Source organism: Streptomyces sp. NBC_01508 (assembly GCF_045040315.1).
GTDB lineage: Bacteria > Actinomycetota > Actinomycetes > Streptomycetales > Streptomycetaceae > Streptomyces.
Map to the genome: position 1 here is coordinate 3,069,960 of NZ_CP109419.1, position 21,890 is coordinate 3,091,849.

Here is a 21,890-nt window from a genome sequence, read left to right on the forward strand (position 1 = left end):
CTCCCGGGGCACGCCGGAGGCAAGGTTTCTTCGTCCACACTGGCGAGTGACGATAGAAACAGGGGCGCCCCCGCGTCCTGACCGGATGGCTTGTCTCGACCGACCGAACGGAGAACCCGTGGCGACAACGGAGAGTGCCATCGCCTCTGCGGAGGCGCACAGTGCGCACAACTACCACCCGCTGCCCGTCGTCGTCGCCTCGGCGGACGGTGCATGGATGACCGACGTCGAGGGGCGCCGCTTCCTCGACATGCTCGCCGGCTACTCGGCGCTCAACTTCGGCCACGGCAATCGACGCCTCATCGACGCCGCCAAGGCCCAGTTGGAGCGGGTGACACTCACCTCGCGGGCGTTCCACCACGACCGGTTCGCCGACTTCTGCACCCAGCTCGCCGAGTTGTGCGGCATGGAGATGGTGCTGCCGATGAACACGGGCGCGGAGGCGGTGGAGACCGCCGTGAAGACGGCCCGCAAGTGGGGCTATCGGACGAAGGGGGTACCGGACGGCACAGCGAAGATCATCGTCGCGGCCGACAATTTCCACGGGCGTACGACCACGATCATCAGCTTCTCCACCGATCAGGAGGCCCGCGCGGACTACGGGCCCTACACGCCGGGCTTCGAGATCGTTCCGTACGGGGATCTCGCCGCGCTCGACGCCGCGATGACGGACAACACCGTCGCCGTCCTGCTGGAGCCGATCCAGGGCGAGGCGGGGGTGCTGGTGCCGCCGCCGGGCTATCTCGCGGGCGTGCGTGAGCTGACCCGGTCGCGGAACGTGCTGTTCATCGCCGACGAGATCCAGTCCGGTCTGGGCCGGACCGGTAAGACCTTCGCCTGTGAGCACGAGGGCGTGGTGCCCGACATGTATGTGCTGGGCAAGGCGCTGGGCGGCGGGGTGGTGCCGGTGTCGGCCGTCGTGTCGTCGGCCGAGATCCTCGGGGTGTTCCGGCCCGGGGAGCACGGCTCGACGTTCGGCGGGAATCCGCTGGCGTGTGCGGTGGCCCTTGAGGTGATCGCGATGCTGCGCACCGGTGAGTACCAGCAGCGGGCGGCGGAGCTGGGCGATCATCTCCACCACGAACTGGGGCTGATGGCGACCGGCGGCGCGGTGGAGGCGGTGCGCGGCCGGGGGCTCTGGGCGGGCGTGGACATCTCTCCGTCGTACGGCACGGGGCGGGAGATCTCCGAGAAGCTGATGGACCGGGGGGTGCTGGTGAAGGACACCCATGGGTCGACGATCCGGATCGCCCCGCCGCTGGTGATCAGCAAGGAGGATCTGGACTGGGGCCTGGAGCAGTTGCGGGCTGTCCTGACCCGGTAGCGGTGGCTGACGGGGGTGGGGGCGGTGACCGGCGTACACACCGCCGGCCACCAGCCCCTGGTCCCTGGTCCCTGGTCTACAGGATGACGTGGGGGAGGAAGCGGGCGTACTCGTCCGTGATCGGGCCCGCCGATTCACGGATCCCGAGGCCCGCCGCCTCGTTCTCCACCACCCAGGCGCCGAGCACGACCCGGTTGCCGTCGAAATCGGGCAGCGGCGCCAACTCCTGGTAGCAGCAGGCCTCTTGGCGCACGACCGGAGGGTGGCCGGGTTCGTGGACGGTGACCCCGGCGCCCTCGCGGCCGAGCAGGGGCTTGGAAACGTAACCGCCGTCGAGGGCGAGTTCCCGGGGTCCGTCGAGATAGGCGGGCAGCAGGTTCGGGTGGTCCGGGTTGAGCTCCCAGAGGATCGCCAGCAGCGCCTTGTTGGAGAGCAGCATCTTCCAGGCGGGCTCTATCCAGCAGGTGCTGCCGGTGCCGCCACCGTTGTCGAGGGTGTCGAGCACCTGGGGGCCGAAGCGGTCCGTGGTCAGCCACTCCCACGGATACAGCTTGAAGCAGCTGCGGATGAACCGCAGTCGCTCGTCCACAAAGCGGCCAGTCAGCTTGTCCCAGCCGATCTGTTCGACGGACAGGGCCTCGGTGTCGAGACCCGCCTGCTGGGCCGTCTCACGCAGATAGGCGACGGTCATCAGGTCCTCGCCCAGCTCGTCACCGTCGGAGTGGGCGAAGTGCAGGGGTCCCGGAGGAAGGAGGTGTGCCTGGCGGCGCCAGGCTTCGATGAGCCGTTCATGCAGGGAGTTCCACTGGTCGGCGCCCGGGAAGCGCTCCTCCATCCAGAACCACTGCGGGCTGGCGGCCTCGACCAGGGAGGTGGGGGTGTCGGCGTTGTACTCCAGCATCTTGGCCGGGCCGGTGCCGTCGTAGCGGAGGTCGAACCGGCCGTAGATGGAGGGCAGTTCGTCCCGGCGGCGCCAGGATTCGGCGATCAGCGCGGCCAGTCGGCGGTCGGTGATGCCGAGATCGGCGAATCGGTCGTTCTTGACGATGTGTTCGGCGGCGGCGAGGCACATGGCGTGCAGTTCCTCGACGACGACTTCGAGGGTCTCGACCTCGGGAAGGGAGAAGACGTAGTAGGCGCTCTCGTCCCAGTACGGACGCAGGGAGTCGTCCGGGTAGCGGGTGAGCGGATAGACGAGCCCCTGCTCCTCGACCGTCTGCTGCCAGCCGGGGCGTGGCTCGATGGTCCGACGCTGCATCATGGCGCGCCGACGCCCGCTCAGCCGCCGCCGGTGCCCGAGCAGCCGAAGCCGCCGCGGTCGACCGTCGACTTGTCGAAACTGCCGTCCTGGACAAAGCCGTTGCTGCTCTTGCCGCCGTAGTAGTACGAGCCGCTGCCGGTGCTGTCGCAGTCGGAGCTGGAAAGCTCCTCATAGGTGCTCCGGTCGGCGCAGCGCCGGTCCGGTTCCGAACCACAGGAGGTGATCGTCAGTGCGAGTATCCCCATACCGCCGAGCACGACCGTGCTCGACCGCAGCCTGCGTTGTTTTACGGCGGCCATGGCCCCGTCCTCCCCCGTCTGCCGGTCGATCCGTCGACCCGTCAATCTCGTGCTCGCCGCAAACATTAGATGCCCGGCCGCCACGCCGGACAGCCGGTCCATGAACTCTCCTCAACTACATTCCCTTTGTGCTCTTTGGGATGATCTGCGCGCTCGGTTCAGCGGTCTGCTACGGCACGGCCTCCGTCCTGCAAGCCGTCGCCGCCCGCGCGGCGGAACCGGGCACCGGCTCGGGCGTGGACGCCGCGCTGCTGCTGCGCGCGTTGCGGCAGTGGCGATATCTGGCCGGACTCGCCCTGGACGGGCTGGGGTTCGTGCTCCAGATCGTCGCGCTGCGCTCCGTGCCGATCTACGCCGTCGGCGCGGCTCTGGCGGCCAGTCTCGCGGTCACGGCGGTGGTCGCGGCCCGGCTGCTGCGCGTACGGCTCTCCGGCGCCGAGTGGGCAGCGGTCGGCGTGGTCTGTGCCGGGCTCGCGCTGCTCGGTCTGTCGTCGGGGGCCGAGGGCACGGAGAGCGGACCGGCAGCGCTGGGCCCGGCCATGCTGGGGGTCGCCGCAGCCGTCCTGCTTGCGGGCGCGGTGGCCGGCCGGCTGCCCGACCGGTCCAGGGCGCTGGTGCTCGGGTTCGGGGCGGGGACGGGGTTCGGGGTGGTCGAGGTGTCGGTGCGGCTCATCGACGGGTTCACTCCGGGCGAGCTGGTCACCAACCCTGCGGTATATGCCCTGTTGCTCGGGGGCGGGGCCGCGTTCCTGCTGCTGACGTCGGCGTTCCAACGAGGTTCGGTGACGACGGCGACGGCGGGCATGGTGATCGGCGAGACGATCGGCCCGGCCGTGGTGGGTGTCGTCTGGCTCGGTGACCGCACGCGCGCCGGGCTGGGTTGGCTAGCGGTCGTCGGCTTCGCCGTGGCGGTGGCGGGCGCGCTGGCGCTGGCCCGCTTCGGCGAGGCCGGGGTGGACACGAAGACCGGGACGGGCGCGGGCAGCCGGACTTGATCGTTGTCGCCACGATCACCCGTCCCGTCACAGTGCGCCGACCCCACGCAGCTGAGCGTGCTCCACCACCTAGGGCGTGTTGCGAAAGTAGCGCCGTCCGCCCGAAGGGCGGGGCCGACGGCGTCTGGTGCGTGCGATCGCAAGGCGGAGGATCGTTCTCGTACTGGACGTACTTGGATGATTCCGACAACGCGGCGAGTGCGCGTGCCAGGCGTCGTCGGCCAGGCGGGACTTTCGCAACATGCCCTAGGGCAGCACGCGGCACAGCGCGGCCAGTGCGCCGGCCCAGGCGCTGTCCGTCGGGGCGCCGTAGCCGACGACCAGCGCGTCGCGCCCCGGCGGGACCGACGGGTGCCGGAAGCCGGACAGGCCCTGGAGCGCCAGGCCCTGCCGGGCCGCCGCATCGATCATGGGGCGTTCGCCGGTGCCCGGCGGGAGTTCGACCACGGCGTGCAGCCCGGCGGCGATGCCGGTCACCCGTGACTCCGGCGCGTGTTCGGCCAGCGCCTCCACCAGTTGGTCGCGCCGCCGCCGGTAGCGCAGCCGCATGGAGCGCACATGACGGCCGTACGCACCGGAGGAGATGAACTCGGCGAGCGTGAGCTGGTCCATGGCGCTCGGCACCGCCGCGACCTCGCCCTTCGCCTCGATCACCTCCCCCACCAGCACCTTGGGCAGCACCATCCACGCCAGCCGCAGCCCTGGGGCCAGCGACTTGCTCGCCGTACCCATGTACACGACCCGCTCCGGGTCCAGGCCCTGGAGCGCGCCGACGGGCTGCCGGTCGTAGCGGAACTCCCCGTCGTAGTCGTCCTCCAGGATCAGCCCGCCCGCGCCGCGCGCCCAGTCCACCACCGCCGCGCGCCGGTCGGGATGGAGCGCGGCACCGGTCGGGAACTGGTGCGCGGGAGTCACCAGCACCGCGTCGATGCCCCGCAAGCCGCCCCGCCCGGCCGTCAACTCCTTGGTGCGGGTGCCGAATTCGTCGATCGCGAGCGCGGGGGTGCGCAGCCCGGCGCCGGTGAGGACGGACCGGTGGAAGTCGAGCCCGTACGACTCGACGGCCACCGCCCGAGCCACCGCCCGAGCCCTCGCCCGGGCGCCGCCGCGAGCCCCCGCACTCCCCCGCCGGGCCGCGAGTACCTGAGCCATCAGCGTCAGACCGTGGACGAAACCGGAGCACAGGACGACCCGCTCCGGGTCCGCGTACACCCCCCGTGTCCGGGCCAGATAGTCGGCGAGGGCGGTACGCAGTTCGACGCGCCCGCGCTGGTCGCCGTAGTCGAACGCCTCGTGCGGCGCCGCTGTCAGTGCCCGTCGGGCCGCGGCGAGCCATTCGCCGCGCGGAAAGGACCCGAGGTCGGGTGAGCCGGCCCGCAGATTGTGCGCGGGCCTGCGGCTCACCGGCAGGGCCTGCGGGCCGCTCGGCGCCCGCGTGCGCGGCGCGGCGCGCCGCGCGACCCGCGTCCCCGAGCCCTGCCGCGCCGCGAGCCAGCCTTCGGCGACGAGTTCGGCGTACGCGTCGGCGACGGTGTTGCGCGCGATGCCCAGATCGGCGGCGAGCGTACGGGACGAGGGCAGCCGGGTGCCGGGAGTCAGCCGCCCGTTGCGGACCGCTTCGCGCAGGGCGTCCATCAGCCCTGTACGGAGTCCCGGACCGCGCAGTTCCAGATGGAGGTCGGCGCCGACCGTGACAGCGGTGGGCTGACGGTTCCCGCTGCCCGCACGCTCCCCGGCCGGCTCCTCGCCGCTCGCCTCATTGGCCCATGAATCGGTCATGGAAGTGGACCATACCGCTGCGCCACCGGACGCGTAGCGTCGTCTCCATGAAGACGAACGACAGCGACCCGAACCACGCCCACCCGCACGACCGCGTCCCCGCACACGAGCCCCGTATGGCGTGGGCGAAGCTCGCTCCGGACGTCTTCACGGCGATGCGCGGGCTGGAGAAGGCGATCGGGCAGGGCATCGACCCGGTGCTGTACGAACTGGTGAAGATCCGCGCCTCGCAGATCAACCACTGCGCGCTCTGCCTGGACATGCACACGAAGGCGGCGCTCGCCGCCGGGGAGTCGGTGGAGCGGATCATCCAGCTCAGCGCCTGGCAGGAGTCGCGCCACTTCTACTCGCCGAAGGAGATCGCGGCGATCGAGCTCACCGAGGCGGTCACCGTGCTGACGGACGGCTTCGTGCCGGACGACGTCTACGGCCGGGCGGCGGCGCAATTCGACGAGACCGAACTGGCGTATCTGATCGCCGCGATCACGGTCATCAACTCCTGGAACCGGTTCGGGGTGGCGACGAGGCTGCCCCCCGGTTACTACACCCCGGCGGCGCGCAAGGGGTGACCCCTGGCGCGGTGACGCGGTGGCCGGGGAGCGGCGACCGGGTCTCGCGATCTGTCGGCCGCGCGCAGACCGGCCACCGGCCGGACCCGGCGCACCATCCGCCGTCCTCCGCCTGCCGAATCCGCCTCCTCACCCGGGATACGCATCAGCCATGACGCTTCTGACCACGTTCCGCGCCCTGCATCACGACCGTGCCGCCGAAGACCCGCTCGTCCTGCCGGGGCCGTGGGACGCGGGCAGTGCCCGCGTCTACGCCGAGGCCGGTTTCCCCGCACTCGCCACACCGAGCGCTGGGGTCGCCGCCTCGCTCGGTTACGAGGACGGCGCAACGCCACCGGACGAGATGTTCGCGGCGGTGGCCCGTATCGTCCGGGCCGTCTCCGCGGCCGACCCGGCCGTGCCCGTCAGCGCCGACATCGAGGGCGGCTACGGGCTGGCCCCGGCCGAGCTTGTCGAGCGCCTGCTCGGCACGGGCGCCGTGGGCTGCAACCTGGAGGACTCCGCCGCCGGCGGCCTCAACGACCCGCGCCGGCACGCCGATTGGCTGGCCGAGGTCCGGGCGGCGGCCGGGGACCGGCTGTTCGTCAACGCCCGCGTCGACACGTTCATCCGTGGCGTCAGCGACCCGGCGGAGGCGATCGCCCGCGCCCGTCTGTACGTGGCCGCCGGCGCGGACTGCGTGTACCCGATCGGCGCCCCGCGCGAGGCGATCCCGGCGCTCCGGGCGGGGATCACCGGCCCGGTCAACGTCGGGGCGGCGCCGTGCGGCACGGCGGAACTGTCGGAGCTGGGCAAGCTCGGCGCGACGCGCATCACCTTCGGTCCGGGGCTCCAGCGACAGGCGATGGCGGCGGTACGGGAGGGCGCGGCGCGCCTGCGCGCCTGAGCCACACGGCACCACAACGCAACGCGCCGAACTCGGCAGTGTGCGAACGCCGTTGACGGAGCCGGGGCTGCCGAGGGCGCGGCCTTCGAGAAGGTCTTCGCCGTGCAGATCCGCGACCATCTGGAGCACTCCGCCCAGGTGTCGCGCTCCGAGGCCGCCACACTCATCGAGGCGGGGCAAGGCAAGGCGAGGCGAGGCGAGGCGAGGCGAACTCGCCGGTCTCGAACGCGCCGCCCCGCAACGCCGCGCCGTGGCCCCCTCCCGACAGCCCGCGAACCCACCCCGGGCGCCGAAGTACCAACCGCTATAAAGGCTGCATGACTGCCGGCGCCACCCCGCCCGCGCGCCCGACCCTGGAGGACGTGGCCGCCGTGGCAGGCGTCTCACGCGCCACGGTGTCGCGCGTGATCAACGGAGTGACCACGGTGGATCCCGCGCTGCGCGCGGTCGTCGAGGAGGCCATCGCCACCACGCGCTATGTGCCGAACCGTGCCGCGCGCTCCCTGGTGACCCGCCGAACCGACTCGGTCGCGCTGGTGGTCTCCGAGCGGGAACGGCGTTCGGTGGCCGAGCCGTTCGTGGGGCGGATGTTCTCGGATCCGTACTTCGGCCGGGTGGTGGGCGGGCTGCTCGACGTGCTGCGGCCGGCCGGGGTCCAGATGGTGCTGATGCTGGCCGACGACGCCGCCTCCCGCGGCCAGTTGCTCTCGTATCTGCGCCAGGGCCACGTCGACGGCATCGTCCTGATCTCCTCGCACGCCGGTGATCCGCTGCCCCGACTGGTCCACGAGACGCGGCTGCCCGCCGTGCTGGCGGGCCGGCCCGGACAGCCGTCGCCGCTCACCTACGTCGAGGCGGACCAGTCGGCGGGCGCGCGGCTGTCCGCCGGGCGTCTGGCGGGGCTGGGGCGGCGCAGGATCGGTACGGTCGCGGGGCCGCAGGACATGCCGGCGGGGCGGGAGCGGCTCGCCGGGTTCCGGGCGGCGATGGCCATGTACGGGATCGAGGACGTGGCGGTCGCGGAGGGCGACTTCACGCACTCGGGCGGCGCGGCGGCGATGCGGCGGCTGCTGGCCGAACACCCGGACCTGGACGGGGTGTTCATCGCCTCCGACCTGATGGCCCTGGGCGCGCTGCCGGTGCTCCTGCGGGCGGGCAGACGGGTGCCGGACGACGTGGCCGTGGTGGGCTTCGACGACAGCAACGCGGCGCTGACCTGCGATCCGGCGCTGACGACGGTGCGTCAGCCGGTCGAGGAGATGACCTCGGAGATGGCCAGGCTGCTGCTGAAGCAGATCGCCGCGCCGGGCGGCCCGCCGCCCTCGATGATCTTCACTCCGACGCTGGTGGTGCGGGAGTCCGCGTAACACTCCCCCGCCATGTCCAGCCCCCACCACGTCCAGCCCCAACGCCTCTCGCCCGTCAGGCGGTTCGCCCGTGGTCCTCCTCGTCCTCCAGCGCGGCGGCCTCCTGCGACAGCCGTACGGCCTGGAGGAGGCTCAGCCCCGGTTCGGCCTCACGCAGCGCCTTCACCGCCCGCACCGAGTCGGCGCGCCCCCGCACACCGGCCTCGGTGATCTTCCGGAGCGCCCAACTCCCCCGCAGCTCACTGTCGGTGGTCTCCTTCGCGGCGGCGAGGAGCGCGGCCGCGCGCTCCAGCCCAGGCCGTTCCTCGGGACCGGCGGTCCTCAGCGCGCTGTGCACCGCCTCGGCAACCTCGTCGGCCTCGCGCACGACGAGTACCGTGAACTCCTCTTTGTTCTGTCCGAATCGCTTCATCTTCGGATACTGTCCGTCCCGGATCGGCCGGCTCAAGAGAGTTGAGCCAGTCTTGAGGTACCTGCGCGCGCACGGGCGGCCCGGAGCCTGATCTCTCCGGGCCGCCCCGCACGGGTTACTTCTTCGGGAGCCAGGCCTCCCATACCGACTTGTTCTCCTTGACCCACTTCTCGGCGGCGTCCGGGCCGCTCATCTTGTCCTTCGCGATCGCCTTCGCGACCTCGTTCTGCTCCTCGGTCTTCCAGTTGAAGTTCTTGATGAACTCGGCGGCGTCCCCGCCGTCCTTCGCGAAGTCCGCGTTGAGGTACTTCTGGAGCGGGGTGTTGTCGTACGCGCACGCCGTCGCCGTCTCCGGGACGTTGCAGCCCTCCTCGTACGCGGGCAGCTCCACCTCGACCAGGTCGATGTCCGCGTTGAGCCACTGCGGGTCCCACCAGTAGGTGATGAAGGGCTCCTTGTCGCGGTACTTCTGCTGGATCTCCTTGATCTGGGCGGCCTCGTTGCCCGTCTCCTTGATCTTGAGATTCAGCTTGAGGTTCTTGACGATGTGCTCGTCGTACGTCGTGTACGAGGGCGCCGCGCCCAGGAACTCGCCCATGTCGCCGCTGTTCGCGGACTTGAAGTCCTTGACGAACTTGTTGAGGTTCTTCGCGTCCGTGACCTCGGGGTTCGCGTCCGCGTAGTACTTCGGGACGAACCAGCCGATGTGGCCGTCGACACCGAGGTCGCCGCCCTTGACGATGGTCTTCTTGTCCTCGACGTACAGCTTCTCCTTCTTCGGCGAGCCGCCCCAGTCCTCCAGGATCGCGTCGGCCTTGCCGTTGTTCAGCGCGTCGAAGGCGACCGGCTCGTCGAGCTGCTGGAGCTCGACCTTGACGTCCAGCTCCTTCTCCATGATCACCTTGGCGACCTCGGCGTTGGCACGCGCGCCGACCCAGGAGGGCACGGTCAGGGTGATCTCGTCGGAGGCCGACTTCTTCTCGGTGTCGGCGGCGCACGCGCTGAGCGCGAGCATGCCGAGCGCCCCGACTCCGGCTACCAGGGTGGTGCTTATCCGCTTGCTGTGGGTCACGTCGTTGTTCTTTCTGTCGCTGTTTCAGTTATGGATTCAGTTGTCGTACGGGCTACGGGCTACGGGCTACGGGCTACGGGCTACGGGCTACGGGCTACGGAGCAGTACGACCTGCGGCCGGCCGGCCGCGGCGTTCACACCAGGGCGCGTTCCTTCGCCGCCGCGCTCGGCTGCGAGATCCGGTCCAGCAGCAGCCCCAGGCACACGATCGCGACACCGGCCGTCATACCGAGGCCCAGATCGCCCTTGGCCAGGCCCTTCACCACGTCGATGCCGAGCGCGCCGCCGCCGATCATGCCGCCGATGACGACGATGGCCAGGACCAGCACCACGCCCTGATTGACGGCTAGTTGAAGGGCGGGACGTGCCAACGGCAGCTGGACCTGACGCAGTTGCTGCCCCGTACCGGCGCCGAGCGAGCGCGCCGCCTCCAGGGCCGACGGGTCGATCTGCCGGATGCCCTGGGTGGTGATGCGTACGACGGCGGGCAGCGCGTAGACGACCGCCGCGGCGACGGCCGCCGTACGGCCACCGCTGAACAGCGCGATCACCGGGATCAGATAGATGAACTGCGGCATCGTCTGCATGATGTCGAGCACCGGCCTGATCACCCGCTCGACCCGTTCGACGCGCGCCGCGAGGATGCCGATGGCGAAGCCGAGCAGCAGGGTCACCACGAGTGCGGCGAGCACCTGCGAGAGCGTGTCGAGCGAGCGGTCCCAGAGCCCCATCGCGCCGATCGCGGCCAGTGACAGCACCACCGTGACGACGGCCTTCCAGCCGGTCCGCAGCGCCAGCACACCGGCCACCAGCAGCAGCGCCCACCAGGGCGTGGCCAGCAGCGCGTCGCGCACCGGGTTGATGACGTAGTTCGCGAAGCCTTCGGACCACGTGAGGGTGCCGCCCAGCACCGGTACGCCGGAGCCGAGTTCGCGCTCGATCCAGTCGACGACGGTGTTGACCGGTTCGCTGATGGCGACGGTCCAGGCCTCCGGCCACTCCTTGCGGCCGAGCGCGGCTCCGAGCACCGCGCCGCCGCCGACGGCCGCGACGATGCCGGGCCAGAGCACCCACCACTTCGGGCGGTGCGCCGCGGCCGGGTCTTCGAGCTGTTCACCGGCCGCCGCCGTCGTACGGTCCAGCCAGATCGCCAGCAGGACGACGGCGATTCCGGCGGGCAGCGCGAGGCCGACGTCGACGGTGGACAGCGCCGTGAAGATCTCGTCGCCGAGTCCGCCCGCGCCGATCATCGAGGCGAGGACGACCATCGACAGACACATCATGATCGTCTGGTTGAGGCCGAGCAGCATCTGTTTGCGGGCGAGCGGCAGCCGCGCCGTCACCAGCCGCTGCCAGGGGCTCGCGCCCAGCGAGGCGGACGCCTCCAGTGCGGCGGCGTCCGCGCCGCGCAGCCCGAGCGCGGTGAGCCGGGCCATCGGCGGGGCGGCGTAGATGACGGTCGCGACGAAGACCGACGGGATGCCGATGTCGAAGAGCAGCACGAACGGCAGCAGGTACGAGAAGGCGGGCAGCACCTGCATGGTGTCGAAGACCGGCCGCAGCACGCGCTGGCAGCGGTCGGAGAGTCCGGCGGCGAGCCCCAGCAGCGCGCCGACGAGTGCCGCGACGGTGACGGCGACGATCATCAGGGCCAGCGTCTCCATCGCCGGTTCCCACATGCCGAGCAGCCCGATCACCGCGAAGGTGGCGAGCGCGGTGGCGGCGGTGCGCAGCGCGCGGCGGTGCGGGCGGGCGCCGCCCGCGTACCAGGCGATGAGTACGGCTGCCACCGTCACACCGATGAAGCCGAGGCTCTCCAGGAGGCTGAACACCCCGTCGACCGAGCTTTCGGCGGCGTTGCTGATGTGCAGCAGGAAGTAGAGGAAGAGGGGGTGGGTGGTGCGGTTGTCGACGAGCCACCGGTTGAGGTCGTCCAGCGGCGAGCGTATGTCGACGGTCAGATCGGCCGGCCAGGCTCCGCTGCCGGTGACGGCGGCGCTGACGATCGCGACGAGGACGGCGGCGATGAGCAGCATCGCCCGCGGGTTGCCGGCGAGGCGGGCCCACGGGCCGGGGGCGGCGCCGTCGGACGCGGCGGCCTTTGCCGTACGTACGTCGTCCGCGTCGCTCGCGCCACCCGCGTCCCGCCGGGTCTTGTCGGTCCTGTCGGTCTTCTCGAACAGCGGATTGGGAGCGGCGCTCATACCGCCGCCACCTCCTTGGGTTCCGCTTCGTCGTCGTCCAGTCCGGCGACGACGGCCAGCAGTTCCTCGTAGCCGACGACGCCGAGCGTCCGGCCGTTGTCCACGACCCGGCAGTACTCGCCGCTGCGGGCGACGGCCTCGATCGCGTCCGAGACCAGCGTGTCGGGCTTCAGGGCGACGCCCGACGCGCCCTCGCCGTCCCGCGCGGGGCGCATGGCGCGGCGTACGGAGATGACCTGCTCACGCGGGACGTCGCGGACGAAGTCGCGTACGTACTCGTCGGCCGGGTTGGCGACGATCTCCTCCGGGGTGCCGAGCTGCACGATCCCGCCGTCGCGCATCAGCGCGATGCGGTCGCCGAGGCGCAGCGCCTCGTTCAGGTCGTGGGTGATGAAGACCATGGTGCGGCCCTCCTCACGGTGCAGGCGGATGACCTCTTCCTGCATGTCGCGGCGGATCAGCGGGTCGAGTGCGCTGAACGGCTCGTCGAACAGCAGGACTTGGGGGTCGACGGCGAGCGCGCGGGCGAGGCCGACGCGCTGCTGCTGGCCGCCGGAGAGCTGGCCGGGGCGCCGGTCCTCAAGGCCGGCGAGGCCGACCTTGGCGACGATGGCGGCGGCCTTGGCGCGCCGTTCGGTGCGGCTCACGCCCTGGATCTCCAGGCCGTAGGCGACGTTGTCGAGTACGGAGCGGTGCGGCAGCAGACCGAAGTGCTGGAAGACCATCGCGGCGCGGTGCCTGCGCAGTTCGCGCAGCCGGTTCTTGTCCATGGCGATGACATCCTCGCCGTCCATGGTCAGTTGACCACTGGTCGGCTCGATGAGCCGGGTCAGACAGCGTACGAGGGTCGACTTGCCCGAGCCGGAGAGGCCCATCACGACGAAGACCTCGCCCTTGTGGACGTCGAAGGAGACGTCGCGGACGGCGGCCGTGCAGCCGGTGCGCGCTCTCAACTCGTCGGCGGACAGGGCCGCGTACTCCTTGTTACCCGGTATTCGATCGGCCTTGGGTCCGAAGACCTTCCACAGATCGCGTACGGAGAAGACCGGTTCGGTGGCGGTCATCACGCATCACCTCCCGGTGCGGTTGTGTCAGCGGCTGGTCCCGCTGCGTCGTCGTGCGATTCGGCAGATACGGCTGATACGGCCGACCGGGCCGATGCGGCGAGCAGTTCGGCGCACTTCTCGCCGACCATCAGGACCCCGATCATCGGATTCACGGCCGGCATGGTGGGAAAGACGGACGCGTCAGCGATTCGGATCCCGGAAAGCCCACGGATCGTCAGATCCGGTCCCACGACGGCCTGTTCGTCGTCGGTGGCGCCCATCCGGCAGGTACCGGCGGGGTGGTAGACCGTGTGGGCGCACTTGCGCGCGTACTCGCTCAGCTCCTCGTCGGAGGTGACGTCGGGACCCGGACAGACCTCACGCGTCAGCCAGTTGGCGAGCGGTTCCGCGGCGGCGACCTGCCGGGCGATCCGGATGCCGTCCACGAGGGTGCGGCCGTCGTAGTCGTCCTCGTCGGTGAAGTAGCGGAAGTCCAGGGCCGGTTTGACCTCGGGATCGGCGCTGGTGAGGAAGAGCCGGCCGCGGCTGCGCGGCTTGGGGATGTTCGGCGTCATCGAGACGCCGTGCGCGGGACGTTCGTACCCCAGGCGCTCGGGATTGTCCGTGAACGGGATCTGGTAGAAGTGGAACATCAGGTCCGGGCCGTCGCCGTCCGGGTCGCGCCGGACGAAGAGGCCCGCGTCGGAGTCCATCGCCGAGTTCTCGGGGATCGGCCCGTCGGTCTCCCAGACGATGACCGACTCGGGGTGGTCGAGCAGGTTCTCGCCGACGCCCGGCAGATCGTGCGTGACGGGGATGCCGAGTGCTTCCAGGTCGGCGCGCGGCCCGATGCCGGAGTGCAGGAGCAGCCGTGGGGTGTCGACGGCGCCGGCGCAGACGAGGACTTCACGCCGGGCGCGTACGTACGACTGCGTACCGTCGGCGGCCCGTACGCGTACGCCGGTCGCGCGGGTGCCGTCGAACTCCAGCCGGTACGCCCAGGTCTCCAGCAGCAGACGGAGGTTGGACCGGTCCAGGAACGGGTGCAGATACGCCACCGACGCGGACGACCGCTTGTTGTTCTCCGGGTGGTAGGCGAGGTCGAAGAAGCCGGCGCCCTCGTGGAAGGGCTTCTTGTTGAAGCCCTCCACGCGCGGGACGCCGAGCGCCGCCTGCGCGGAGTCGACGAAGTCGCGGGCGATGGGGTTACGGTCCCGCTCGTCCACCGGCACGATGTTGTTGCGCAGCCGCCCGAAGTACGGCTCCATGGACGCCGCGTCCCAGCCGTCGGCCCCGGCCTCGGCCCACTCGTCCCAGTCGGACGGCAGTGGCCGGAAGGCGATCAGGGTGTTGTGCGAGGAGCAGCCGCCGAGCACCCGGGCCCGGCTGTGCCGGATGTGGGAGTTGCCGCGCGGCTGCTCGGTCGTCGGGTAGTCGTAGTCCAGCTCGCCGCCGAGCAGCCCCATCCAGCGGCGGAGCGTCAGCACGTCGGACCGGTCGATGTCGGACGGCCCTCCCTCGATGACGGCGACGGTGACGTCGGGGTCCTCGGTGAGGCGGGAGGCGATCACCGATCCCGCGGTGCCGCCTCCGACGACGACGTAGTCGTATGCGGCGTCGTGTTCGGCGTCGTATTCGGCCATGGGGGTCGTCTACTCCACTTCCTAGGGTGCTTCAAGGTTCTTGCGCGTAATGAGCCGTATGTGAGCCGTAATGAGGCTGAGGCGTAATGACACTCGGCCGTGCGGCGGTCGGTCGGCCCTTCCGGCGATCGGCCCGTCCGGCGATCGGTCAGCAGGCGGCCGGCCCTTCCGGCGGCCGGCCAGCAGGCGGTTGGCCCGTCCGGCGGCCGGTCAGCCGGCGAACCAGCGCACCGGCCGTGGCGCGAGGTTCTGGTAGATGTGCTTGGCCTCGCGGTACTCGGCGAGCCCGGCGGGACCCAGCTCGCGCCCGATGCCGGACTTGCCGAAGCCACCCCACTCGGCCTGGGGCAGATAGGGGTGGAAGTCGTTGATCCAGACGGTGCCGTGCCGCAGCCGCCCGGCGACGCGCCGGGCGCGCCCGGGATCCGCCGTCCAGACCCCGCCGGCCAGGCCGTACTCGGTGTCGTTGGCGAGCGCGACGGCCTCGTCCTCCGTACGGAAGGTCTCGACGGTCAGTACGGGACCGAAGACCTCCTCGCGGACGACCCGCATCTCGCGGTGGCACTGGTCGAGGACGGTCGGCTCGTAGAAGTACCCTGCGGCAGGACGGAGTTCACCCGGCTCGGGGCGCTTGCCGCCGGCCCGCAGCACGGCGCCCTCGGCCAGGGCGGTCGCGACGTACTCCTCGGTCTTCGCCAACTGCCCGGCGGATACCAGCGGTCCGCACTCGACGCCGTCGCCGGTGCCCCGGCCGAGCCGGATCTTCGCGGCGCGGCGGGCGAGTTCGGCGACGAAGCGCTCGCGCAGCGGCTCCTCGACGATGAGGCGCGAACCGGCGGAGCAGACCTGGCCGCTGTGGATGAACGCGGCGTTCAGGGCCTGGTCGACGGCGGTGTCGAAACCTTCGTCGGTGGCGCAGGAGTCGGCGAAGACGACGTTCGGGTTCTTCCCGCCCAGCTCCAGCGCGACCTTCTTCACGCCGGGCGCCGCCGCCCGCATCACCTTCGTACCGCTGGCCAGTCCGCCGGTGAAGGACACCAGGTCCACCTCGGGGTGCTCGGCCATCCGGGCGCCGACGGGGTCACCGGCGCCGGTCACGAGATTGGCGACACCCGGCGGCAGACCGGCCTCGGTGAGCAGGTCGATGAGCGCGACGGTGCTGAGCGGGGTGATCTCACTCGGCTTGACGACGAAGGTGTTGCCCGCGGCGAGAGCCGGGGCGATCTTCCAACTCGCCTGGAGGAGCGGGTAGTTCCAGGGGGTGATGAGGGCGCAGACACCGACGGGTTCGTGCACGACGACGCTGTGGACGTCCGGGGACCCGGCGTCCACGACCCGGCCGCCGCCCTCGTTCGTCACGAGATCGGCGAAGTAGGCGAAGGCGTCGGCGACACAGTCGACGTCGACCCGCCCTTCCTCGACTGTCTTGCCCGCGTCCCGGCTCTCCAGCGCCCCGAGCGCTTCCCGGTCCCGGCGCAGCAGGGCGGCGACCCGCCGCAGCAGCGCGGAGCGCTCGGCGACGGGCGTACGTGGCCAGACCCCCGCGCCCCCGTCGAAGGCCCTGCGCGCGGCGTCGACTGCGGCATCGACATCCTCGGCCCCGCCTTCGGACACCACCGCGAACGGCATGGCGTCGGCGGGGTCGATGATCTCCCGTGTGGCACCGGAGACAGCTTTGCGCCACTCTCCGTCCACAAAAATAGTCTGTTGTGCCGACACTTCGCCTTTGGCCTTCCGTTCCCGATATACACCACCACCAGCAACAACTGGCGATCTGGGCCCCTGCCCAGGGACGGGGGAAGCATGCGCGTTCGATGGCCGAAAGTGTTCAGGGTCACTCGTGACAGACCTGGCCGCGCACGGCGGCGGACAGCGCGAGGACCCCTCACCAGGGGGAACGAGGGGCCCTCGGTCGGCACGGCGGCTCGGGCCGCCACGGTGCCCGCGGTCAGACGACCGATTTGGTGCCGTCGACCGCGGCGGAGCGCCCGAAGATGCTGACCGCCTGGTAGTACGTCCACGCCGTGCCGTCGCAGGAGGTCTTCGTCGCGCCCGAGTACCCGGCGCAGACCCGCTTCAGGTCGGAGTAGAACGCGTTGTCCAGCCGCGCCTTGTTGGCGTCGAAGGAACCGGCCGCCTTGTAGTTGCGGTAGCCGAAGTCGTGGCGCGCACAGGACGTCTGGAACGGGAACCCGAAGGGGTTGTCCGGCGACGACGAGCAGTAGTCCGTGGACCAGTCGAAGCCGTACGCGGACCAGGAGCCCTGGTTGCCGCGTGCGGAGACCCACGCGTTGTAGCTGGCGGCGCTGGTCTGCGTCCAACCGCTCAGCACCTGCGGCTTGTCGGCCGGCGCGGCGGCGGCCGGGCTCGCCGACATCAGGGTGGCGGGGAGAACGAGAGCGAGGGCGGCGAGCGGCATGGCCAGGCGTCGGCGCATTTCGAAACCTCCGGTGGGGAGACGGGTGTTGACACTCCGCGTCCGGTTGACACGGAGTTTCCCTCAGAGCGAGCGGCGCGGTCGCCGCACGGGTCTACGCGCGATGACCGACGCGGGAATGGTCCCCCGGAAAGGGCGCGATGTAACCATGTCCATGACGAAACAACGGGGAAACTGGGGGTCAACTCGCCGACATTGGACGCAACTTGGTGTTCGACGGGCACCGCCCACCGTTCACCGGGTCCCGCCCAGTGGCCGGTTTCGTCCTCGATTCGCCGGACGGGGCTGCGCGTTCAGTCCTCAATCGCCTGACGGGCTTGAGGTGCCGGCGATCGAGGACTAGCGACGCCTCGTCAGGACATGTCCGGCCCCGACTGCCCCGGCTGCCCCGGCACCGGAGGGTTCGCGGCCCTCTCCGCCTTCCGCGCCGCTCTCCTCGCAGCCTTCCGCGCCCCCTCCTTGTCCATCAGCCGCTTCATCTCCCGCATCTCCTCGTTCAGTTCGACGGGCACGTCCTCGTCGCCCTCGTCCAGCAGGCCCTGCTCGCGCAGTTGCTTCGTATGCGCCTCGATCGGCGGATCCGGGTCGAAGTCGGAAGGCCGCGGCCCCTCAGGCCCGTCGGGCCCGATCCGTACCAACTGCTCCACCCGCGCCACCCGGTACCGCCGCCCGCCCACCGCGATCCCCGCGCCACGCTTCTCGTCCAGCCGGTCCGCCGCCCGCGCGTACTCCTCCTGCTCCGCCTCGCTCAGCTTCTGCTGAATCGGCGCCATGACGCGGAAGTCCACCGCCAGCCTGTCCCGCGCGGCCTGCGGACTCGACGCCGCACCGGAGTGCGGCTTCCACTGCCCGTCCTTGCCGCACTCGGCGATCGCGAACTCCGCGGGCAGCAGCACCCCGCCCGGATGCGTCTCGACGGCCCGCAGCGAATCCCCGCGCATTTCGGGCGGCGCGGCCCCGGCCTTCAGCACGAACTGCATCAGGTCGAACTTGAGCAGGCCCTCCGCCATCCCCGTACCGGTGTACGGATCGATGACGAACCCCTTGACCCGGCCGGGCAGCCGGTTCGCCTCCCCTACCTCGCCCGGGTCCGGGTCGGACGGCCTCGGCGGCTCGGGCCCGTCCGGACCCAGCCGGATGAACTGCTCCACCCGCACCACGCGATACCGCGTCCCGAGCACCTTCAGCTCGTCCACCGCGACCCAGTCGAGCTTCTCGTACGCCGCGCGGTACTTCTTGCGGTCCCCCGCGCGCCCGGCGTCCGCCGCCTCCTTGGCCAGCCGGCGGAAGTGCGAGGCGAGGGAGTCGCGGACAGACTGCGGGGTGTCCCCGGCGGCGGCCAGGATCTCCCAGCCGCCCTGCTCCGACTCCCGCGCGGCGACGAAGGCCGGCAGCCCCATGCCCACGATCGTGGGGTACCGCTCCCGCGCCCGCCACGCCTCCTCGTCGGCGAATGCCGCGATCGGACCCTCCTGCACCGTCATGCGGATGGTCCGGTACGCCGGCAGCCCCTCTCCGTATCCGTTCATGCACTCAGTGTGCGCGAAGGAGCCGCCGCCGGTGGCGCCGAACGGAAAATCAACACCCGTCGGTTGTAAGGCGGTTGTAAGGCGGTTGGACGGCGCGCAAAGCGGCGTGTATGGCGGGAGTACGGCGCGGGGTACGGCGGTCGGCGCCCGGTCCCGGGCACGACAGAGCTCCCGGCGGCCGGGTGCGCGGCTGCCGGGAGCTCTGTCGTACTACGTACGCGTCCGAGGACGCCTACCGGTCACCGCTCAGAGGAGGCCCAGCTCACGGACCGCGTCGCGCTCCTCGGTCAGCTCCTTCACCGAGGCGTCGATGCGCGCACGGGAGAAGTCGTTGATGTCCAGGCCCTGGACGATCTCGTACACGCCGTTCTTCGTGGTCACGGGGAAGGACGAGATGATGCCCTCCGGGACGCCGTACGAGCCGTCCGACGGGATGCCCATGGAGGTCCAGTCGCCCTCGGGGGTGCCGGTGACCCACGTGTGGACGTGGTCGATGGCGGCGTTGGCGGCCGAGGCCGCCGAGGACGCGCCGCGCGCCTCGATGATCGCCGCGCCGCGCTTGGCGACGGTCGGGATGAAGGTGTCGGCGAGCCACTGCTCGTCGTTGACCGTCTCGGCGGCGTTCTTGCCCGCGATCTCCGCGTGGAAGATGTCCGGGTACTGGGTCGCCGAGTGGTTGCCCCAGATCGTCAGCCGCTTGATGTCCGTGACCTGCGCGCCGGTCTTCGCGGCGAGCTGCGAGATGGCGCGGTTGTGGTCGAGGCGGGTCATCGCGGTGAAACGCTCGGCCGGTACGTCGGGGGCCGCCGCCTGCGCGATGAGGGCGTTGGTGTTGGCCGGGTTGCCGACGACGAGCACCTTGATGTCGTCCGCGGCGTTGTCGTTGATGGCCTTGCCCTGCGGCTTGAAGATGCCGCCGTTGGCGGAGAGCAGATCGCCACGCTCCATGCCCTTGGTACGGGGGCGGGCGCCGACGAGCAGCGCGACGTTGGCGCCGGAGAACGCGGCGTTCGCGTCGTCGGTGATCTCGATGCCGCGGAGCAGCGGGAAGGCGCAGTCGTCGAGCTCCATGGCGGTGCCCTCGGCGGCCTTCAGGCCCTGCGGGATCTCCAGGAGGCGCAGGCTGACCGGCACATCCGCGCCGAGCAGTTGACCGGACGCGATGCGGAAGAGCAGCGCGTAGCCGATCTGGCCGGCTGCGCCGGTGACGGTGACATTCACGGGAGTGCGAGTCATGGCGGTCTCCGTTGGACAGCGGTGGAACGGCGGGCGGCAGGGGCGGCCCTGCCCCTGGTGCGGGCCATCTCTCCGACGACGGGTCAATCGTGTCCTGGCGTGAAGAGACAACCGCCGATCAGGCTATCCGACGGGGCGGGAGCGGGACGCGACGGGGCGCGGGCGGTGCCGCCACCGCCCTCCCCGACCGTCACCCGCGCGGTCGGCAGCCGCTTCCACCGCCCCGACGCGGCGCGCGGGCCCGCGGTGCCGCCGGACGCCGCGACCCGCGCGGCGCTCCGGCGGCGGCGCTCCGGCGGCGGCGCTCACTCGCCCGCCGGTGTGCAGCCCTCCACGCCCGTCGTGAGCGTCGCGCACGCCTTCGCCTCGTCGGCGGTGGCCACCGCGACCATCGGCGTGTAGGCGTCCTTGTCACCGTTGACCGTGCCGGTCTGGGGTTTACCCTCGCCCCGGTCGGCCGCTATCTCGACCGTGTCACCGGGTGCCGCCTCGGTGACACGGGCCCAGGCCGCCCCGCACGTCTCGCTGTAGCGGACCTCGACAACCGCCGTGCCGACCGTCACGGTTGTCGAGGTCTCGGCGAACTCGCCGCCGCAGCCCATGAGTTCGGGATCCTCGCCCGTACAGTCGCCGCCGGCGCACTTCACTCCTGCGGGCAGTTCGGGTGCGCTGGTGGTCGGCTTCGCCGATGGGGACTCGGCGACCGACTTCTTGCCGTCGCCGCCACCACCGAGGTCGGTCAGCAGTACGGCCGCGGCTATCACCAGCAGCGCGCCGACGAGGGCCGCCACGAATATCGCGGTCCGGCGTCGACCGCTCCCGCCGCGTCCGCCGCTCCCGCCGCGTCCGCCGCTTCCGCTTCCCTGGTCGGGGGAGCCGGACGGGGCCGACGACGGGACGCCGGTCGGGGGCCGGTTCGCGCCGGCGTACTCGGGGCCGAGCCAGCCGCCGGAGCCGCCGGAGCCGCCGGAGCCGGCCGGCGCGTCGGGTCCACCCGGAGCGTGCGGTCCCGCGCCGGCGCCCGCTGCCGGACCCGGCCCCGTACCCGCGCCGGAGTGCGGTCCCGTACGCGCGCCCGGTACACCGCCCGGACCCGCACCTGGACCGGGCGGTGTCGCCGTACGTCCGCCGGGGCGGCTTGCGCCCGCCCGGCCGGGGCCGACGTCGCCGCCGAACTCACCGAGCGCGTCCCGCGCCTGGGAGATCCGGATCGCTTCCATCGTCATGTCGTGACGCATCTCGGAACGGCTCCACGCCCGTTCCGACAGCTCCCACATCGTCGTGAGATGCAGCGGATTCGTACCGGTCACCTCGGCGAGCGCCACGATCGCGCCCTTGGGCGCGAGCAGCCGGCCGTTGAGATACCGCTCCCACGACGTCTTGCTGTAACCGGTGCGGTCCGCCACCGCCGCGATGCTCAGGCCGCTCTTGTCCACCAGCCTGCGCAGCTGCGTCGCGAACTCCCTGACCTGCGGGTCGAGCTCCTCCGGCAGTGCCTTCCAACGAGGCATTACTTCCCCCCTTGTCCCCCCCGGACGTTCCTGAATGTGCTCCGCCGTGCCCGCGCCCCCACGCCGGCCGACGACTACCCGAAGGGATGCGCGGATCCGGGGTGTCAGTTCCAGAAATGGGAGTGCACCGGAGCATTCGCGACAGTCCCCCGCGCCCCCTCGCGCGCCGTCCACGACTCCGCTTCCCAGTCTCGCATCCGTTGCGCGGCGATCACACCATGGCGGAATGGTCACTTCCATGCCACAGGCATCTGCCGGCCCTTGATCCCGTTTGGCGCGTCCATGACTCTGGCCACATGCCGACGGCGCCCGTCCTGACT

General features: G+C 71.2%; 18 protein-coding genes. 5 read left to right on the plus strand and 13 right to left on the minus strand.

The window, feature by feature from the left end; translation table 11 throughout:
- The first annotated feature begins 118 nt into the window (after window positions 1-118).
- Window positions 119-1,324: an ornithine--oxo-acid transaminase gene (gene rocD / locus OG700_RS14000; protein WP_405613368.1), complete on the plus strand. Its 1,206-nt coding sequence runs from the start codon at window positions 119-121 to the stop codon at window positions 1,322-1,324.
- A 76-nt stretch (window positions 1,325-1,400) separates the two neighbouring features.
- Here rocD and OG700_RS14005 read toward each other — a convergent pair whose 3' ends face one another.
- Together OG700_RS14005 and OG700_RS14010 are read right to left on the minus strand one after the other, a co-directional pair.
- Entirely contained in the window at window positions 1,401-2,582 is a 1,182-nt protein-coding gene (locus OG700_RS14005) for a glutathionylspermidine synthase family protein (RefSeq protein WP_405621694.1), read from the minus strand.
- 20 nt (window positions 2,583-2,602) lie between these two features.
- Window positions 2,603-2,884, minus strand: coding sequence for a hypothetical protein (locus OG700_RS14010; protein ID WP_405621696.1), 282 nt, complete (start codon window positions 2,882-2,884; stop codon window positions 2,603-2,605).
- Window positions 2,885-3,024: 140 nt separating this feature from the next.
- Between OG700_RS14010 and OG700_RS14015 the strand changes: the two genes are divergently transcribed.
- Window positions 3,025-3,879, plus strand: coding sequence for a hypothetical protein (locus OG700_RS14015; RefSeq protein ID WP_405621698.1), 855 nt, complete (start codon window positions 3,025-3,027; stop codon window positions 3,877-3,879).
- Between the two features lie 246 nt (window positions 3,880-4,125).
- Here OG700_RS14015 and OG700_RS14020 read toward each other — a convergent pair whose 3' ends face one another.
- Window positions 4,126-5,658: a PLP-dependent aminotransferase family protein gene (locus OG700_RS14020; protein ID WP_405613370.1), complete on the minus strand. Its 1,533-nt coding sequence runs from the start codon at window positions 5,656-5,658 to the stop codon at window positions 4,126-4,128.
- A 47-nt stretch (window positions 5,659-5,705) separates the two neighbouring features.
- Between OG700_RS14020 and OG700_RS14025 the strand changes: the two genes are divergently transcribed.
- The 3 genes from OG700_RS14025 to OG700_RS14035 all read left to right on the plus strand — a co-directional run bounded on the left by OG700_RS14025 (window position 5,706) and on the right by OG700_RS14035 (window position 8,480).
- Window positions 5,706-6,227 carry a carboxymuconolactone decarboxylase family protein gene (locus OG700_RS14025; RefSeq protein ID WP_405613372.1) on the plus strand — a complete coding sequence of 174 codons (522 nt, stop codon included), beginning with the start codon at window positions 5,706-5,708 and terminating at the stop codon, window positions 6,225-6,227.
- 151 nt (window positions 6,228-6,378) lie between these two features.
- On the plus strand, window positions 6,379-7,113 hold the full coding sequence (locus OG700_RS14030) for an isocitrate lyase/phosphoenolpyruvate mutase family protein (RefSeq protein WP_405613374.1): 735 nt from the start codon (window positions 6,379-6,381) through the stop codon (window positions 7,111-7,113).
- 317 nt (window positions 7,114-7,430) lie between these two features.
- A complete protein-coding gene (locus OG700_RS14035) occupies window positions 7,431-8,480 on the plus strand; it encodes a LacI family DNA-binding transcriptional regulator (RefSeq protein ID WP_405613376.1) in 1,050 nt (349 codons plus the stop codon).
- A gap of 55 nt (window positions 8,481-8,535) precedes the next feature.
- On the opposite strand, the gene OG700_RS14040 is transcribed toward OG700_RS14035, so the two are convergent.
- From OG700_RS14040 to OG700_RS14085, 10 genes are all read right to left on the minus strand, one after another.
- On the minus strand, window positions 8,536-8,892 hold the full coding sequence (locus OG700_RS14040; RefSeq protein WP_405613378.1) for a hypothetical protein: 357 nt from the start codon (window positions 8,890-8,892) through the stop codon (window positions 8,536-8,538).
- 115 nt (window positions 8,893-9,007) lie between these two features.
- A complete protein-coding gene (locus OG700_RS14045) occupies window positions 9,008-9,964 on the minus strand; it encodes a glycine betaine ABC transporter substrate-binding protein (RefSeq protein WP_405613380.1) in 957 nt (318 codons plus the stop codon).
- A gap of 134 nt (window positions 9,965-10,098) precedes the next feature.
- Entirely contained in the window at window positions 10,099-12,168 is a 2,070-nt protein-coding gene (locus tag OG700_RS14050) for an ABC transporter permease subunit (protein WP_405613382.1), read from the minus strand.
- On the minus strand, window positions 12,165-13,232 hold the full coding sequence (locus OG700_RS14055; protein ID WP_405613384.1) for a glycine betaine/L-proline ABC transporter ATP-binding protein: 1,068 nt from the start codon (window positions 13,230-13,232) through the stop codon (window positions 12,165-12,167). The genes OG700_RS14050 and OG700_RS14055 overlap by 4 nt, the downstream gene beginning before the upstream one ends.
- The gene (locus tag OG700_RS14060) at window positions 13,232-14,857 is read right to left on the minus strand and encodes a GMC family oxidoreductase (RefSeq protein WP_405613386.1); all 1,626 of its coding nucleotides are present in this window, start codon (window positions 14,855-14,857) and stop codon (window positions 13,232-13,234) included. Before OG700_RS14060 ends, OG700_RS14055 begins: the two co-directional genes overlap by 1 nt.
- A gap of 210 nt (window positions 14,858-15,067) precedes the next feature.
- Entirely contained in the window at window positions 15,068-16,576 is a 1,509-nt protein-coding gene (locus tag OG700_RS14065) for an aldehyde dehydrogenase family protein (RefSeq protein WP_405613388.1), read from the minus strand.
- A gap of 229 nt (window positions 16,577-16,805) precedes the next feature.
- The gene (locus OG700_RS14070; RefSeq protein ID WP_405613390.1) at window positions 16,806-17,294 is read right to left on the minus strand and encodes a phospholipase; all 489 of its coding nucleotides are present in this window, start codon (window positions 17,292-17,294) and stop codon (window positions 16,806-16,808) included.
- 353 nt (window positions 17,295-17,647) lie between these two features.
- Window positions 17,648-18,823, minus strand: coding sequence for a DUF5954 family protein (locus OG700_RS14075; RefSeq protein WP_405613392.1), 1,176 nt, complete (start codon window positions 18,821-18,823; stop codon window positions 17,648-17,650).
- A gap of 246 nt (window positions 18,824-19,069) precedes the next feature.
- Window positions 19,070-20,059 carry a malate dehydrogenase gene (locus OG700_RS14080; RefSeq protein ID WP_405613394.1) on the minus strand — a complete coding sequence of 330 codons (990 nt, stop codon included), beginning with the start codon at window positions 20,057-20,059 and terminating at the stop codon, window positions 19,070-19,072.
- A 305-nt stretch (window positions 20,060-20,364) separates the two neighbouring features.
- The gene (locus OG700_RS14085) at window positions 20,365-21,570 is read right to left on the minus strand and encodes an XRE family transcriptional regulator (protein ID WP_405613396.1); all 1,206 of its coding nucleotides are present in this window, start codon (window positions 21,568-21,570) and stop codon (window positions 20,365-20,367) included.
- Window positions 21,571-21,890 lie beyond the last annotated feature (320 nt).